The sequence below is a fragment of the Paenibacillus enshidis genome (genome assembly GCF_042136365.1).
In the GTDB taxonomy this organism is placed as follows: domain Bacteria; phylum Bacillota; class Bacilli; order Paenibacillales; family Paenibacillaceae; genus Paenibacillus; species Paenibacillus enshidis.
This window is the reverse complement of record NZ_JBHHMI010000032.1, coordinates 1-16847: the sequence shown is the minus strand read 5'-3', so window position 1 is coordinate 16847 and position 16847 is coordinate 1. Positions and strand designations below refer to the sequence as shown.

General features: G+C 47.6%; 14 protein-coding genes. 8 read left to right on the top strand and 6 right to left on the bottom strand.

The genetic code is table 11. The features are described 5' to 3' along the window. Positions 1-81: 81 nt before the first annotated feature. The 5 genes from mnmE to rpmH form a co-directional block, all read right to left on the bottom strand. Positions 82-1458 (bottom strand): tRNA uridine-5-carboxymethylaminomethyl(34) synthesis GTPase MnmE, encoded by a 1377-nt coding sequence (mnmE, locus tag ACE41H_RS22130; RefSeq protein ID WP_375357732.1) that lies wholly within the window; start codon positions 1456-1458, stop codon positions 82-84. A gap of 106 nt (positions 1459-1564) precedes the next feature. Then, a complete protein-coding gene (jag, locus tag ACE41H_RS22125; protein WP_375357731.1) occupies positions 1565-2314 on the bottom strand; it encodes an RNA-binding cell elongation regulator Jag/EloR in 750 nt (249 codons plus the stop codon). Next, positions 2311-3168: a YidC/Oxa1 family membrane protein insertase gene (locus ACE41H_RS22120; RefSeq protein ID WP_375357730.1), complete on the bottom strand. Its 858-nt coding sequence runs from the start codon at positions 3166-3168 to the stop codon at positions 2311-2313. The genes jag and ACE41H_RS22120 overlap by 4 nt, the downstream gene beginning before the upstream one ends. A gap of 71 nt (positions 3169-3239) precedes the next feature. Next, a complete protein-coding gene (gene rnpA, locus ACE41H_RS22115; protein ID WP_375357729.1) occupies positions 3240-3590 on the bottom strand; it encodes a ribonuclease P protein component in 351 nt (116 codons plus the stop codon). 201 nt (positions 3591-3791) lie between these two features. Continuing rightward, positions 3792-3926: a 50S ribosomal protein L34 gene (gene rpmH / locus ACE41H_RS22110; RefSeq protein WP_068778604.1), complete on the bottom strand. Its 135-nt coding sequence runs from the start codon at positions 3924-3926 to the stop codon at positions 3792-3794. A gap of 852 nt (positions 3927-4778) precedes the next feature. Between rpmH and dnaA the strand changes: the two genes are divergently transcribed. The 6 genes from dnaA to gyrB all read left to right on the top strand — a co-directional run bounded on the left by dnaA (position 4779) and on the right by gyrB (position 11252). After that, positions 4779-6125 carry a chromosomal replication initiator protein DnaA gene (gene dnaA / locus ACE41H_RS22105; RefSeq protein ID WP_375357728.1) on the top strand — a complete coding sequence of 449 codons (1347 nt, stop codon included), beginning with the start codon at positions 4779-4781 and terminating at the stop codon, positions 6123-6125. A 218-nt stretch (positions 6126-6343) separates the two neighbouring features. After that, positions 6344-7486 carry a DNA polymerase III subunit beta gene (gene dnaN, locus ACE41H_RS22100; RefSeq protein WP_375357727.1) on the top strand — a complete coding sequence of 381 codons (1143 nt, stop codon included), beginning with the start codon at positions 6344-6346 and terminating at the stop codon, positions 7484-7486. 123 nt (positions 7487-7609) lie between these two features. Beyond that, the gene (yaaA, locus tag ACE41H_RS22095; RefSeq protein WP_375357726.1) at positions 7610-7828 is read left to right on the top strand and encodes a S4 domain-containing protein YaaA; all 219 of its coding nucleotides are present in this window, start codon (positions 7610-7612) and stop codon (positions 7826-7828) included. 57 nt (positions 7829-7885) lie between these two features. After that, positions 7886-9001, top strand: a complete 1116-nt coding sequence (gene recF, locus ACE41H_RS22090; RefSeq protein WP_375357725.1) for a DNA replication/repair protein RecF — start codon at positions 7886-7888, stop codon at positions 8999-9001. Between the two features lie 17 nt (positions 9002-9018). Continuing rightward, positions 9019-9270 (top strand): extracellular matrix regulator RemB, encoded by a 252-nt coding sequence (gene remB, locus ACE41H_RS22085; RefSeq protein WP_375357724.1) that lies wholly within the window; start codon positions 9019-9021, stop codon positions 9268-9270. 71 nt (positions 9271-9341) lie between these two features. Then, positions 9342-11252 carry a DNA topoisomerase (ATP-hydrolyzing) subunit B gene (gene gyrB, locus ACE41H_RS22080; RefSeq protein WP_375357723.1) on the top strand — a complete coding sequence of 637 codons (1911 nt, stop codon included), beginning with the start codon at positions 9342-9344 and terminating at the stop codon, positions 11250-11252. A 68-nt stretch (positions 11253-11320) separates the two neighbouring features. On the opposite strand, the gene ACE41H_RS22075 is transcribed toward gyrB, so the two are convergent. Next, a complete protein-coding gene (locus ACE41H_RS22075) occupies positions 11321-12196 on the bottom strand; it encodes a YheC/YheD family protein (protein ID WP_375357722.1) in 876 nt (291 codons plus the stop codon). A gap of 581 nt (positions 12197-12777) precedes the next feature. Here ACE41H_RS22075 and gyrA point away from each other — a divergent pair. Both gyrA and ACE41H_RS22065 read left to right on the top strand, forming a co-directional pair. Continuing rightward, complete coding sequence (gene gyrA, locus ACE41H_RS22070; RefSeq protein WP_375357721.1) at positions 12778-15300, top strand: DNA gyrase subunit A; 2523 nt, start codon at positions 12778-12780, stop codon at positions 15298-15300. Between the two features lie 186 nt (positions 15301-15486). Next, positions 15487-16596: an HD-GYP domain-containing protein gene (locus tag ACE41H_RS22065; RefSeq protein ID WP_375357720.1), complete on the top strand. Its 1110-nt coding sequence runs from the start codon at positions 15487-15489 to the stop codon at positions 16594-16596. Positions 16597-16847: the final 251 nt, after the last annotated feature.

Sequence of the window (16847 nt, the reverse complement as noted above, 5' to 3'; positions counted from 1 at the left end):
CCTTTAGATTCCCGGAAATGACCGGTAATTAATGAAAACATATATGAACAGACCACCAGGCCCTTCTCGCTTCCGTAAAACTTACTTACCCAGACAAAACTGAGAGAATATTTGGTCAATCAGCGCATCATGAGCCGTATCGCCCACAATTTCACCTAATTGCTCCCACGCCAGTCGCACATCAATCTGAATCATATCAATCGGTACAAATTGATCGGCCGCCTCATAGGCATCCTTCAGCGACTGCTTCGCTTTTTTGAGCAGCGCAATATGCCTGACATTGCTTACATAAGTCATATCGGCAGATTCCAGCTTGCCGCTGAAGAACAGTTTGGATATACCCTCCTCCAGCAATTCAAGCCCCTGCTCTTCCTTTACCGACATTGGAATGATAAGCTCTTCAGGGAAATAACGCTGCAAAATGTCCCGCCCCACCTGAGAAGGTAAGTCCATTTTATTCATAATGACAATCGCTTGTCTACCGCGGATTTGTTCCATTAATTCCAGCTCGTCCTGATGCAAGGGCTCACCGGCGTTGATCACCATCAAAATCAGGTCTGCTTCACTTACCGCGTTCTTGGAGCGCTCCACCCCGATCTGTTCCACCACGTCCATAGTCTCCCGAATGCCGGCAGTATCCAGCAGCCGCAGCGGGATATTGCGGATCGTCACATATTCCTCAATCACATCACGTGTGGTCCCCGGAATGTCCGTTACAATCGCCTTCTCCCCTTGGACCAGCGTATTAAGCAGCGACGACTTGCCGACATTCGGCCGGCCGACAATCGCCGTTGTAATGCCTTCGCGCAATATTTTCCCCTGCTCCGCCGTCTGCAGCAGCCGGTCGATTTCAGCCATCACCTCACTGCTTTTTTCCTTAATGAACTGGGAGGTCATCGATTCTACATCGTGCTCGGGGTAATCAATATTCACCTCGATATGCGCCAGCGTCTCTACCAGCGTATGACGGAGCTTGCGGATTTTAGAAGACAGCATGCCGTCTACCTGCTTCAATGCAATCGAGAACGCCTTATCCGATTTGGACCGGATCAGGTCAATAACCCCTTCCGCCTGGCTGAGATCAATTCGCCCGTTCAGAAAAGCACGTTTTGTGAATTCTCCTGGCTCGGCAAGCCGAATGTTCTGCAGCAGCAGCAGATCCATCACCCGTTTAACCGCAACAATGCCCCCGTGGGAGCTGATCTCCACTACATCCTCCATCGTGAAGGAGCGCGGTGCAAGCATGACGGTCACAAGTACCTCTTCCACCTTCTCGTCATTCTCCGGATTCAGAATATGGCCGTAATGCACCGTGTGCGACGTCACTTCTCTCAACGGGGTTTTACTTTTGAATATACGTTCCACTTCCACTACAGCGTCCGGACCGCTGACACGAATCACAGCAATGCCGCTCTCTCCTACAGCCGTGGAAATGGCTGCAATTGTATCGCCAAGCATACAGCTTTCACCTCTTTCTCAGAGAAAATCATTAGGAAATTCACGTCATACATATCTTGAAAAAAAGCAATGGCCTCTGCGTGATGCAGAAAGCCATTGCAATCCTTTACTTCTTGGCAATAATGACGCGCCGGTTAGGCTCGTCTCCCTTACTGAAGGTTCTTACTTCGGAGTGACGCTGCAATGCCGCATGAATGGTCTTGCGCTCATTGGGAGGCATGGGCTCCAAGATCACTTCCTTGCCCGTGCGGGTCACCTGGGCAGCCAGTCGTTCCGCCAGATTTTCAAGTGTCTTTTGACGGCGCAGCCGGAAATTTTCAGCATCCAGAATGATCTTAACGTAGCCGTCTGCATGACGGTTGGCCACAATATTCGTTAAGTATTGAAGCGCGTCAAGAGTTTGGCCGCGGCGCCCGATGAGCATGCCCAGATCCGATCCGGAAATGTCCATCATGCTCTCATCCTTGCCGCGGCGCAGCTCAACCTCTACCTCAAGTCCCATTCCCGCAGCCGTCTCGCGTACAAACCGCACTGCTTCTTCATAAGGATCAATTTTGCTTGCAGGCTCTTCTGCTACCGTAGCGGAAGACTGTTTTACAAGATGCTCTTTTTCTGCGGGCTGTACCGGGGAATCCTGCAAATGAAATGACGCTGCCACTTTAGCCTCATCAACAGCCGGCTCGGGAAGGATCGTCAATTCTACCTTCGCTTTCCTGGCCCCAATGAAGCCCAGGAATCCTTTTGACGGCTGCTCCAAAACGGTAACGTGAACATGTTTCCGGCTTGTCCCCAATTGGGACAGCCCTTGTTCTACAGCATCTTCAATGGTTTTTCCTGTTGCTATGACCTTCGTCATCTCGATTTTTTGGCTCCCTTCTTTCCGCTTTTTTTATTGCCCTTGGAACTCGATTTGGCAACTTCGGCAGCCTTTACATTAGCCATGGCCGCGATTTTACCATTGTTTCGGTATAAGAAGTAGTTCTGAACGATCGTGTAAATGTTGCTGTAAAACCAGTACAGCGGCAGTGCCGACGGGAACTGGTAAGACATGATGAAGATCAGAACCGGATATACCCACAGGAGGAACTGCATCGGTCCCTGCTGCGGCGTCGGATTCAGTTTCATCATCATCCAGGTCTGTACAAACGTTGTGATCGCCGCCAAAATCGGAAGAATCCAGAAGCGGTCGGGTTCACCCAGCTGCAGCCACAGGAATGTGTGCTCCCGCAGCTCGGAATTATAATAAATAGCATTATAAAGCGCGATAAAGATTGGCATTTGCACCACAAGTGGAAGACAACCGGCCATCGGATTGACCTTGTTCTCCTGGAATAGCTTCATCGTTTCCTGCTGAACTTTTTCCGGTGTATCTTTGTATTTTTTCTGTATTTCCTGAAGCTTAGGCTGAATGGCCTGCATCGCCTTCGAGCTCTTGACCTGCTTGAGTGTCAAAGGCAAAATTAATGTTCGAACGATAATCACCAGGACGAGAACGCCCAGGCCGTATTCACCGTTGAACCATTTGGCAAACGTGTCCAGCGCATAAGAAAACCAATAAACCACATTCCGCTGCCAGAATGAGTTACTGTTGGCCAAATCGGCCGTGGTGTACGAATTATTGGCCGCACCACATCCGGCCAGCAGGAGAACTAGTCCAATTACTGCTATCAGGAGAAGCCATCTACCCTGTTTTGTCTTCAAACGCGACACTTCATAACCCCTCTCTTAACCATTACATTCCAAAATAAATGATATCATATCCGCCCATACAAAGAAACTTATTATCTATGCCCAGGCTTTAGCAGCGACGCTTTGCGAATCACATGCAGAACGCTTTTCTCCAATTCTTTGTAAGACATCGTTACCGCGCCTTTACGGACAATAAAAATAAGGTCGACATGCTCCATAATTTCATGTTCATGATGCCTGATGATTTCTTTAAGCAATCTGCGCATCCTGTTGCGCACAACGGCATTACCGATCTTCTTGCTGACAGATATGCCTGCGCGGAACTGATCCACATCTTTTCGGCGGGACCAATACACCACAAGCTGATGATTGGCGAAAGATTTCCCATGGCGGTATACGCGCGAAAAGTCCGCCCGGTTACGAAGACGCAATTTTCTCTGCACGGCGCTTCTCCTTGCTCCTCACTTTTTTGACCTTTCCCGGACGCAAAACCCATACTTCTCAGTATATCCCTGAATGCAGGATATAACCTTTTTGAAAAAAAGCTTCATATATATAGTAACTAGTTTCAGACATGTGCAAGCTTCATGAAAAAGACACATGTATGAAAAAAAGACCACCGCAGTGGTCTCCATGCACCCGTATTATGCACTCAATACTTTTCTGCCTTTTTGACGGCGCGCTGCCAGCACTTTACGTCCGTTCTTCGTGCTCATTCTTTTGCGGAAGCCGTGGACTTTTTTACGTTTGCTGACGTTCGGTTTGAAAGTCGGTCTCAATGTATTGCACCTCCTTACAAGGAATACGTTTTATATGGAATAACATCATAGCTCCACAAAAAACACCTTTATACATTTAATCATGTACAGTATGGAATGTCAACCTTCTTTCAGGCTATCGTCCTGCTCCTCCTTTAACGAACAATGTGAAATTTTCACTTTTAGCAATCCTCAAATAGATGCTTTTGGGAATAAAGTCGTTTTAACAGAAAAAAGTTTTCCACAGCTTTGACAGACAGTCATAGTTATACACATATGTTTATAAACATTTTCAATGCGAGTCGCTTCGTCATAACCTGTGAATAAGTGGTTGGTCAAAAACAGGGTTGATGTCGAAAACTGAACAATTTATAAACAATATCTTGTGTTGTGAATAAAAATTATACACAACAGCTTGAATTTGTGGATAAAATCGAAGGATACATTGAAATAGAGGGATTCTTTTGCTATGATTATATTACTTTTGATTGTGAATATGTGATTTATCCCTCCATCTTATCAACAGCCTGTGGATAAAATTGTGAACAATTTTGAGTTATCCATATTTATATGATTGTGTGCATTCTGGATTCTGGGGATATATTCTACAATTTTCATTTCATTTCGACATTTAAAATCCCTTACCCGGTCTGCAAAATGAAGAGGAACGGATCGGATCGCTCAATCATCTCCCGAACACCAAGCCCGTCATGCCTGCACTGGACAGGCAAAACTTCCGACTTGTGCTGATTTCGGGATGATTTGTGCTGCGTTTCCCCTCGTTTTGTGCCGTTTTTGTCGCCGAAGCGGATGGGCTTTTTATGTGCTTATGGCTTAAGCCACATTTGGAGGATTTAAAAGGAGTGACAGTCTGTGGAGAGCCATACTTCCGAATTATGGCAGCAAATTTTATCCATTATACAAGCCAAACTGAGCAAACCAAGCTTTGATACCTGGTTTAAGGCGACCAAGGTCATGAAGCTGAATGATCACTCCATTGTGATTTCCGCACCGACAACCTTTGCCGTTGAATGGCTGGAGAGCCGCTATACAAAGCTGGTCGCCTCCACCGTCTATGAACTGCTCGGGAATCAGGTGGACGTCAAGTTTGTGATTGAGGAGAACAAGCCTGCCGAACCTGATCCCCAACATCTCCCGCAGCAGCAGCCTGTCGTCCGGGAAGAAGCAGTCTCTCATATGCTGAATCCGAAATATACGTTTGATACCTTTGTCATCGGATCCGGCAACCGATTTGCCCATGCGGCTTCCCTGGCCGTCGCCGAAGCGCCGGCCAAAGCCTATAATCCGCTGTTCCTGTACGGCGGCGTAGGTCTGGGCAAGACGCATCTGATGCATGCCATCGGCCATTACATTCTGGAACATAGCCCGGCCAGCAAGGTCGTGTACTTGTCCTCCGAGAAATTTACTAATGAATTTATCAATGCCATCCGGGATAACCGTGGTGAAAGCTTCCGCAACAAATACCGGAACATTGATATTTTGCTCATTGACGATATTCAGTTCCTGGCTGGCAAGGAATCAACACAAGAGGAATTTTTCCATACCTTCAATGCGCTGCATGAAGAACGCAAGCAGATCATTATTTCAAGCGACCGTCCTCCCAAGGAAATTCCGACACTGGAGGAGCGTCTGCGTTCCCGCTTCGAGTGGGGCTTGATCACGGACATTCAACCGCCGGATTTGGAAACCCGGATTGCCATTTTGCGTAAAAAGGCGAAGGCCGAGAAGCTGGACATCCCGAATGAAGCGATGGTTTATATCGCCAACCAGATCGACACGAATATCCGCGAGCTCGAGGGTGCGTTGATCCGCGTCGTTGCTTACTCTTCCCTTACGAATCAGGATGTAACGACCCATCTGGCTGCGGAAGCGCTCAAGGACATTATTCCTTCCAGCCGTCCGAAAATGATTACGATCCAGGATATTCAGCAGCATGTCGGCGAGTATTATAATTTGCGGCTCGAAGACTTTAAAGCACGCAAGCGCACCAAAGCGGTCGCTTTTCCGCGGCAAATCGCTATGTATCTGTCACGTGAGCTGACGGACTACTCGCTGCCCAAGATCGGAGAAGCTTTTGGCGGACGCGACCATACGACCGTGATTCATGCGCATGAGAAAATCTCCAAATCGATTCAAGCCGACCAGGAGCTGTATAAAGTTATTAACAATATTACAGAGAAAATCAAAAATACATCGTGAACAAGTTCAAAGCCTATGCACAATCTATACACATGTGGATAGGCTTCATTTGTTGCCTTTATACCTACTTATCCACATATTCAGGCCGCCTATTACTATTACTACTATTTTTTATTAAGAATACATCATAAAAGAACCGGCTTCGCCGAATAAAAGAACAACCACGGATCACGCAGCAGGCAGCCTTCTTTTTGCCAATTCCCTTGTAGGAGGACCTTATGAAAATCAGTATTTTAAAGCAATTTTTGAACGAAGCCATTCAACATGTATCCAAAGCGATCTCCAGCCGGACAACGATCCCGATCCTGAGCGGCATCAAACTGGACGTTAACTATCAGGGACTGACGCTGACCGCCAGCGATACCGACATCTCCATTCAATCCTTTATCCCGATCGAAGATGGGGAGCGAACCATCGTGCAGGTGGATCAACCGGGAAGTGTTGTGCTGCCGGCCAAGTTTTTTGTGGAAATTATTAAAAAGCTCCCTTCGCAAGAGGTGCAGATGGAGGTACGCGACCAGTTCCAGACATTCATCTCCTCCGGAGCCACTGAAATTCAGATGGTCGGCCTGGACCCGGAAGAGTTTCCGGTTTTGCCGAGCATTGAGGAGAACCAGGTGCTGTCCATCCCTGGCGATCTGCTCAAAAATATGATCAAACAGACGGTATTCTCCATTTCCACCCACGAGACCACTCCGATTCTTACAGGCGTGCTGTGGAATCTTGCGGATAATGAGCTGAAGTTTGTCGCTACGGACCGCCACCGGCTGGCTACACGCAGCGCACATCTGGAAACAGCCGAAGGGCTTCGCTTCAGCAACGTCGTCATTGCGGGTAAAACGCTGAATGAACTCAGCAAAATCATACCTGACCAGAATACGCTGGTTGATATCGTGGTAGCGGATAACCAGGTGCTGTTCAAAATCGATCGCGTCCTGTTCTACTCGCGCATTTTGGACGGAACATATCCTGATACTTCTAGAATTATTCCGACCTCTTACAAAACAGAACTGGTGGTGGATACAAAAAGTTTGAGCGAGTCCATTGACCGGGCATATCTTCTCTCCCGTGAGGAGAAAACAAATATTGTAAAAATGCAGTCTATGGAAAACGGGGGGCTTGAAATTTCCTCCAGCTCATCGGAGCTCGGGAAAGTACGCGAGGAGCTGGGTGTATCCAAATTTGAAGGCGAGCCGCTCAAAATTTCCTTCAACTCCAAATACATGCTGGATGTGCTCAAAATCGTGGATAGCGAGCAGCTCATGATTGCTTTTACCGGCATTATGAGTCCTATTATTTTGAAGCCGGTAGACGACAGCAATGCGCTGTACATCATTCTGCCTTACCGCACCACCAACTAATCCCATATATCCTTAACCGACAATAGGTTAAAATTATCAACAGCAGCGGGCTGAGCTGACATCACGGGCAAATTATTCACATGTGGATAATTTGCCTGTCAAAAAAGAAAGGAACGATATACCGTGAAACGGATATCCATCCAAAGTGAATTTATTAAACTCGATCAATTTCTGAAATTGGCCGATTGTGTACCGACAGGCGGCATGGCCAAAGCCCTGCTGCAGGAGGGAGCCGTCCGCGTCAACGGTGAGAGCGAAGAACGCCGCGGCCGCAAGCTGTATCCGGGGGATACCGTTGAGGTAGATGGAGAAGGCAGCTTTGAGGTGACAGCCGGCTCCTGACGGCCTCCGCAGGGCTGCAGAATCCTCCGCCAGGTCATAGAATGAGGGGGACCAAGCGTGTTTGTGAACAACATCCACTTGCAGCATTACCGCAATTACTCACAGCTGGAACTGAATTCGTTCGGACCAGTGAATCTGCTGATTGGACAGAACGCGCAGGGCAAGACCAATCTGGTTGAAGCGATCTACGTACTGGCACTCACCAAAAGCCATCGTACGGCAAAGGACAAGGAGCTGATCTCTTTTGACGGCTCCTCTGCCTATTTATCGTCCTCTGTCAGCAAGAAGTATGGAGATGTCAGGCTTGAACTGGCCATATCCCCGCAGGGCAAAAGAGCAAAAATCAACGGTCTGGAGCAGCGGAAGCTCAGCGATTTTGTAGGTTCGTTGAATGTTGTCATGTTTGCGCCGGAGGATCTTGAAATCGTAAAAGGAACGCCGGGGGTCCGCCGCCGGTTTCTTGACATGGAGATCGGTCAGGTAGCGCCTGGTTATCTTTATCATTTGCAGCAGTATCAAAAAGTGCTGCTTCAGCGCAACAACCTGCTTAAGCAGGCTTGGGGCAAGGATCCTGTATCGATTCAGGTCATGCTGGATATCTGGAATGAGCAGCTGGTTGAGCATGGTGTTAAGATTGTGAAAAAAAGGAAACAATTCATAAAGAAATTGCAAAAATGGGCTGAAGCGATCCACCAGGGCATTACCGGAGGCGGTGAAGGGCTCAAATTAGGCTATGTTTCTTCCTTCGGCGAGCCGGAGGAAGAAGATGAAGCTGTTTTATTAGACCGATTTATGTTAAAGTTATCACAAATGAGAGATCAGGAAATCAGGCGTGGCATGACGCTTGCCGGTCCTCACCGTGATGATTTGGCGTTTGCCATTAACGGGAAAGAAGTGCATACTTACGGTTCACAGGGGCAACAGCGAACGACGGCTCTATCTCTAAAGCTGGCCGAAATTGAACTGATTCATGAGGAGATTGGCGAGTACCCTGTACTGCTGCTCGATGACGTTCTCTCCGAACTGGATCCATACAGGCAGACACAGCTCATAGAAACCTTCCAGAGCAAAGTCCAGACTTTTATAACCGCAACCGGGATTGAAAGTCTGAATACCGGACGGCTGAAGGAAGCCAGCATCTATCATGTTCATGCCGGACATGTGGAATTTTAAGGAGTGAACAACGGTATATGTATATTCATCTTGGCGGAGATAAAATTATACGGTCCTCCGAGCTTGTTGCCATTTTTGACATTTCTATTGAGAAATCCTCCAAAATCTCCAAACAATACGTTAATCATGCCCAGAAGCAGAAGCATATTGAAATGATCAGCGAGGAAGAAGCCAAATCCATTGTTGTCACCAAAAGCACGGTCTATTATTCCCCGATTTCTTCCAACACGCTGAAAAAAAGGGCAAATGTATTTATCGACCTTGCTTGAGCATATATATTTCCGTAACTTGCATTTAACGCAATTGTTAGCTATTGAATCTATAGAAGTAGGTGAAAGGCATGTCTATGAATCAACCAACTTATGATGCGGGCGAGATTCAGGTACTTGAAGGGCTGGAGGCTGTACGCAAACGGCCCGGCATGTATATCGGTTCGACCAGCGTTAAAGGGCTCCATCATCTGGTGTGGGAAGTAGTGGACAATAGCATCGATGAAGCTTTGGCCGGATACTGCGATACTATTCAGGTGATCGTTCATGAAGATAACAGCGTTACCGTCATCGATAACGGGCGGGGCATTCCAGTCAGTGAACATGCCAAAATGAAAAAATCCGCCCTGGAGGTTGTAATGACCGTCCTGCACGCCGGAGGCAAATTCGGGGGCGGGGGCTATAAAGTATCAGGCGGTCTGCACGGGGTAGGTGTATCCGTTGTTAACGCCCTTTCCAGCAAGGTGCTCGTCACCGTTAAACGGGACGGACATATTTATCAGCAGGAGTACCACCGGGGCGCGCCTCAGTATGATGTAAGAGTGATCGGTGAGACGGAGGAAACCGGGACCGAAACCCGTTTTTTCCCGGACCACGAAATTTTCACAGAAACCACGGTTTATGACTATGATACGCTGCTTACCCGGATTCGCGAGCTGGCTTTCCTGAACAAGGGAATTTCTATTAGCCTGAAGGATGAAAGAACCGGAGATAGCGCTTCTTTTCATTACGAGGGCGGAATCAGCCAATATGTTGAGTTCCTCAATGAAAAGAGGGAAGCGCTGCATGAAAACCCGATCTATGTAGAAGGATCACGGGACGCTATTCAGGTGGAAGTGGCGCTGCAGTACAATGACAGCTATACAGAGAATATCTATTCGTTTGCCAACAATATCAACACACATGAGGGCGGGACGCATGAATCCGGCTTCAAGAGCGCCTTGACGCGGATTATCAACGACTATGCCCGCAAGGCGGGGATGATTAAAGACAACAATGCGAACCTGACCGGTGACGATGTGCGTGAAGGTCTGACGGCGATCATTTCCGTCAAAATTCCGGAGCCGCAATTTGAAGGGCAGACGAAAACGAAGCTCGGCAACAGCGAGGTGCGCGGGATTGTGGAATCCCTCTTTGCAGAGAAGCTGCAGGAGTTTCTGGATGAAAATCCTTCCGTGTCCCGCCGCATTGTGGATAAAGCGATGCAGGCCGCCCGTGCGCGGGAAGCCGCCCGCAAGGCCCGTGAATTGACCCGCCGCAAAAGCGCGCTGGAGATCAGCTCCCTGCCGGGTAAGCTGGCCGATTGCTCCTCCAAGGACGCTTCCATCAGCGAATTGTACATCGTCGAAGGGGACTCAGCCGGCGGATCGGCCAAACAGGGCCGTGACCGGCACTTCCAGGCGATTTTGCCGATTCGCGGTAAAATCCTGAACGTGGAGAAGGCGCGTCTTGACCGGATTTTGTCCAGTGAAGAGATTCGCGCCATGGTGACAGCAATGGGAACAGGAATTGGAGAAGATTTCGATATTTCCAAGGCGCGTTATCACAAGGTTATTATCATGACGGATGCCGATGTCGACGGAGCCCATATCCGTACACTGCTGCTCACGTTCTTTTACCGGTATATGCGCCAGATCATTGATGCGGGTTATGTATATATCGCTCAGCCGCCACTGTTTAAAATTGAACGGAACAAAGTGGTGCGTTACGCCAACTCCGAGGCTGAGCGTGATGAGATTATTCGTGAATTCGGCGAGAATGTAAAGCTTAACGTACAACGTTATAAGGGTCTCGGCGAGATGAATGCGACCCAGCTGTGGGAGACTACGATGGATCCGGAAAGCCGGACGATGCTTCAGGTGTCCATTGGAGACGCTATGCTGGCAGATTCGCTCTTTGATACGCTAATGGGCGACAATGTTGAACCACGCCGTAACTTTATTCAGGAGCACGCCAAATACGTTAGAAATTTGGATATTTAATTTTAAAAAATCGCCGGGTTGAGTACCTGGCTGTGAAAAAGGCGCCTTCGGGCGCCTTTTTCACAGAGCTATGACGAGGATTTTTTCTTAAAAATTGTTGCAGGTCTGTTCTTTGTTCGGGTTGAGGACTTTTTCGTGGGGACAGAGGCTGCGCTTGAGGGAATACGGCCGTAGGCAATGGCATACTTTCGTATCCGCTTGTAAATATTTTTGTCGGAAAGCTTGCCGAATACGTAAAGAGAAGGAAGGGTGTTGATTTCCAGAATCCAGGGCCGCAACTTTTCGTCTACAGCGATATCCAAACCGATCTCCTTTAGGCGGGGGAAGCTTCTTTCCAACTGCCGGCCGGCCCTCTCTCCCAGCCATGCAAGCTTTCGTTCCAGCCGTGCGGTCTCCTGACGTTCAGAGTGGCCGGACAGCAGCGTTTGGAACTCGGCTATGCTGCCGCCGCTATGATAATTTGTAATCACCTTTCCTGCGGCCGCCACGCGCCCTATAAAGCCGGTAGTTTCCCATTGGTCCTGCAAATTTTTTTGAGTCAGGATGCGTAGATCAAATGGCCGGCCCTGATAGTTCAGCAATTGGATTCCACGCTGAATAATATACGTGCGGCGGGCGATTTGTGACATGATCGCTTCATGCAGATCCCCCAGCGTTTGGTAAATGCTGCGGCTGGTTCCAAAGCGGAGACTGTAAGGACCGTCAGGAATGGAAGAAAGATTTCCCGGGGGAAAGACGATTTCCAGAGGAACCTCAGCTCTCATCACGCCCAATCCGTAAGTACCTGAGTCAGGCTTAACATAAACAACCTTATAAGCTTTCAGCATTTCCTCCAGGCTCTCACGGCTGTATAATCTGGTATCAGGAATATAAGGGATTAGTTTGGGATTGCGCAGCATGGCGATTGTTTTCGCCCATTTACTGGAGACCCGTTGGATGGACAAGGATCATCATCCTTTCATGTAAACTACAGAAGCATAAAACAGACAACAAAGATTGGATTTCCAAAAACAGGCAAACTAAAGGACAAGCCAGTAAAACAGTGATATAATAAAGAAATACGGCGTTTTTTTGTGTTTATTGCATAATAAAACAACTTCTGTTTTTTTTCATGTGTTCATACCCTGATAATCTCCGGTATTTCCAGATGGAATTGTGAAAATGGCGGGCGAATGAGCCGTATATATTATTTGTATGTTGAGTAGGGGGAAAAGGCAGGGCGAATCCCCAGACGTTTTTCTTAATTTCCTGTGCGGTCGCTTTTTAACTCAACTTTCGCAGAGTAAAAAATCAACTTTAATATTAGTATGAATTGTTTTGTGAGGTATTTTCACCCAGTTATATCTGGTTTGTTTGCCGACTTCATGCTGCGAAGGTTGAGTTTTTAACATACGTTTAATTGTGATCTGATTGTGAAAATATTATAATTATAAGGATGTAGTATAGCGTTTGGACGGCGTTTTGAGCCTTGCAGGCTTTTCACAATAGATTAGTGCAGAGTGGTATAAGAAAGAGGAGGTCCAGCATGGCGGAAAAAAATAACCCGCAGATCGTGAACAGGGACATCGGTACTGAAATGCGTGAATCGTTTATGGATTACGCGATGAGTATTATTGTCAGCCGTGCCCTGCCGGATGTGCGGGACGGATTAAAGCCGGTTCACCGTCGTATCCTGTATGCGATGTCCGAGCTTGGTATGTCTCCGGATAAACCTTTTAAAAAGTCAGCAAGAATTGTCGGTGAAGTGATCGGTAAGTATCATCCCCATGGTGACTCGCCGGTATATGAGACTATGGTGCGTATGGCACAGGACTTCTCCCTTCGCTACATGCTGGTTGAGGGGCACGGTAACTTTGGCTCCATTGACGGCGATATGGCGGCAGCGATGCGTTATACGGAAGCCCGCCTTTCCAAAATCGCAATGGAAATGCTGCGCGACCTGAATAAAGAAACGGTCGATTTCATGCCTAACTATGATGGCGAAGAGAGTGAACCGGTTGTATTGCCGGCCAGATTCCCCAACCTGCTGGTGAATGGTGTAGGCGGGATTGCGGTTGGTATGGCTACGAATATTCCTCCGCACAATCTGGGAGAAGTCGTTGACGGGGTTCAGGCCATGATCAAGAACCCGGATATCACATCCATGGAATTGATGGATTATATCCAAGGACCCGATTTCCCGACAGCAGGTTATATCCTGGGACGTTCGGGGATCCGGCAGGCCTATCAGACAGGCAGAGGTTCTGTTACGATGCGTGCGAAGACCACCATTGAGGAGATCGGCAGCAAAGCGCGGATTATTGTGGACGAACTACCTTTTCAGGTAAATAAGGCACGCTTGGTCGAGAAAATTGCTGAGCTTGTCCGTGATAAGCGGATTGAAGGAATTACAGATCTTCGCGACGAGTCCGACCGTAACGGTATGCGGGTTGTCATCGAGCTGCGCCGGGATGTCAATCCTAATGTGGTATTGAATAACCTGTTCAAGCACACCGCGATGCAGTCGACGTTCGGCATCAATATGCTGGCTATTGTCAACAATGAGCCGAAGATTCTGACTTTGCGGGATGTTCTTTATCATTATTTGCAGCATCAGATCGAAGTGATTCGTCGCCGGACGGAATTTGATCTGAAAAAAGCAGAAGCCAGAGCCCATATCCTGGAAGGACTACGGATTGCACTTGATAATCTGGATGAAGTCATCGCCCTTATCCGTTCCTCTCCAACGACCGATGCGGCGCGTGAAGGATTGATTGAGCGTTTCTCACTCAGTCAGGAGCAAGCACAGGCGATTCTGGATATGCGTCTGCAGCGCCTTACAGGCTTGGAACGCGAGAAGATCGAGAATGAGTATAACGAGCTGCTGCAGAAAATCCAGGAATACCGTGAAATTCTGGCAAATGAGCATCTTGTCCTGAATATTATTAGTGAAGAACTGAATGAACTAAAGGAACGCTTCGTTGATAAACGCCGTACCGAGATTACAGTCGGTGAAGAGAGCATCCTCGATGAGGATCTGATCCCGCGTGAAGATGTGGTCATCACCATTACTCACACCGGTTATATCAAGCGACTGCCGGTTACGACATATCGCAACCAGAAACGCGGCGGTCGGGGCGTTGTGGGGATGGATACCAAAACGGAGGATTTTGTAGAGCATCTGTTTGTAACGAACTCCCACCATCATTTGATGTTCTTTACCGATAAAGGCAAGGTTTACCGGATTAAGGCTTACGAGATTCCGGATCTGAGCCGGACGGCACGCGGAACACCGATCATCAATCTGATCCAGATTGAACAGGGTGAATCGGTTAATGCGGTCATTCCGGTCGAGGAGTTTGAGGATGGAAAGTATCTCTTCTTCGCGACACGCCAAGGTCTCATCAAGAAGACGCCGCTTGTTGATTATGTAAATATTCGCAAAGGCGGGCTTATTGCAATCAACCTTCGTGAAGATGATACGCTGATTGAAGTGAAGCTGACGGATGGAGAACAGGAAATGGTTATCGGTACCGCCAACGGCATGTCCATCCGCTTCCCGGAAAGCGATGTTCGTTCTATGGGAAGAAGTGCTACAGGTGTCAAGGGGATTACCCTTGATGAAGAAGATACGGTCATTGGTATGGATATCGTGGATCAAAAGCTGGATATCCTGATCGTAACGACTAGAGGCTACGGTAAGCGGACACCTGCTGCGGAATACCGTGTTCAAAGTCGTGGCGGCAAAGGGATTAAAACGATTAACATCACGGAGAAAAATGGACCGGTTGTGGGACTCAAGGTTGTTAAGACGGAAGAAGACCTTATGATCATCACGGCCAGCGGCACGCTCATCCGTACCAGTATGGAGGGCATATCCACCATGGGACGGAATACACAGGGTGTTAAGCTGATCAATATTCGTGAAGAGGATGCCGTTGCAACGGTATGCCGCGTCAACAAGAGCGAAGAATCGGAAGAGCTGATGGATGAACTATTGGAGAATGAAGCAGATGCTCAGGATCCGATTGAAAGTAGCAGTGACGATTCAGCAGAAGAGCAGCAATAGAAGTGGATAGTGGAAGGGGTTCCGTAAGGGAATCCCTTTTTTGATTTAGCATATCATTCCATAGGTCTTAAGCCATGAGAAAAAGACGAAGTGATGTGCAGAGCTATGATAAAAGTAATATAATTGACTCAAGCTGTTAAATAGTGGTGTTCACGTTAAAAGTCGATAGAGAGGTTCTGGACAACAATGACAATGCTATCCATTAAAGATGTGGTCCCCGGATTTAAACTGAAAAGTGATGTTCATACGGAGCTTGGGAGTGTTCTGCTTCCTAAGGGGCAGATTCTGCTTCCTCGCGATTTGGAGATTTTGCATGCATTTTTGATCAAAGAAATAGAAATTGAAGTGGACCAGATTGCCCAAGGCTATAAATCGCTGGAAAGTATTATGCAAACAGCGAAGCAGCAGGTCAAGAACATAACCGTTGCACCATTTGCTTTTATGGCTGAAGAGAATGAATGGGGGAAATTTCATGAGGCATACGATAAGACTTTGCTGCTTGTTAAGCAGGCCTTCCATCTAATTCTCGTTGCAGAGCTGCCGGTATTGGAGCTGCGTACTCGCTTAAAGGAGATGTTTAACTACATACACAAATATAATGTGATCACGTTCACTCCACGATCCATGTCTGATGAGGATTATATGTACCACAATGCGGTCATGTGCTCGCTCACCTCCTATTTGCTTGCACGATGGGCAGGGCTTCCGCAAAAAGACTGGATACCGGCAGCATTTGCAGGCCTGCTTCATGACATTGGAAATGCAAGGGTGGATCACAATATACTTCACAAGCCTTCCGCTCTTACAACAGAGGAAGCTGCTGAAATGAGAAAGCATACCACTTACGGGTATGAATTGCTCACAAAGGTTAAAGGGATCAATGAAGGTGTGCGTCTGGCTGCTCTTCAGCATCACGAAAAAGTAGACGGGTCCGGCTATCCGATGAAGATCAGGGGGCAGGAAACGCATATTTACGCCAGAATTGTGAGCGTGGCCGATATTTTCCATGCGATGACATTGCAAAAGGCATATCGTAAGGCGCAGTCCCCCTATTTGGTGCTGGAAGAGATCAAAAGCGAGGCATTCGGCAAGCTGGATCCGGCTATCGTGCAAACCTTCATTAGCAAAGCCACTCAGCTTGGAATAGGGACAAAAATTCGGCTGAATGATCAACGGTCAGGAGAAATTGTATTTGCAGACAGGGATCATCCCACTCGCCCTATGGTCAATATTGATGGAGAGATTATAAACCTTGTACAGCTTACCAACCTTTACATTGAAGAAATTATTTCTTGAAGCTTGCTTTCTTGTAGCGTAATGTGATATATTAATTCTTGCCGCTAAAATAGTGCGTAACTTGATATACACGGGTAACTCAGAAAATTTCAAAAAAAAGTGTTGCAATTGATGATTAAACGTGATATATTATAAGAGTTGCTGAAAGATGATGAATCAGCGGTGAATCAAGAATTTGATCTTTGAAAACTGAACAACGAGTGAGTAGGTTTTACATCGTAAAACCGATCCGCGAAGCCATTTGGTTCGTG

Bases quoted from the DNA above. Each gene is read 5' to 3' on its own strand.
- gyrA (WP_375357721.1), top strand. From the start codon at position 12,778: ATGGCGGAAAAAAATAACCCGCAGATCGTGAACAGGGACATCGGTACT.
- mnmE (WP_375357732.1), bottom strand. From the start codon at position 1,458: ATGCTTGGCGATACAATTGCAGCCATTTCCACGGCTGTAGGAGAGAGC.
- jag (WP_375357731.1), bottom strand. From the start codon at position 2,314: ATGACGAAGGTCATAGCAACAGGAAAAACCATTGAAGATGCTGTAGAA.
- gyrB (WP_375357723.1), top strand. From the start codon at position 9,342: ATGTCTATGAATCAACCAACTTATGATGCGGGCGAGATTCAGGTACTT.
- ACE41H_RS22065 (WP_375357720.1), top strand. From the start codon at position 15,487: ATGACAATGCTATCCATTAAAGATGTGGTCCCCGGATTTAAACTGAAA.
- remB (WP_375357724.1), top strand. From the start codon at position 9,019: ATGTATATTCATCTTGGCGGAGATAAAATTATACGGTCCTCCGAGCTT.
- dnaN (WP_375357727.1), top strand. From the start codon at position 6,344: ATGAAAATCAGTATTTTAAAGCAATTTTTGAACGAAGCCATTCAACAT.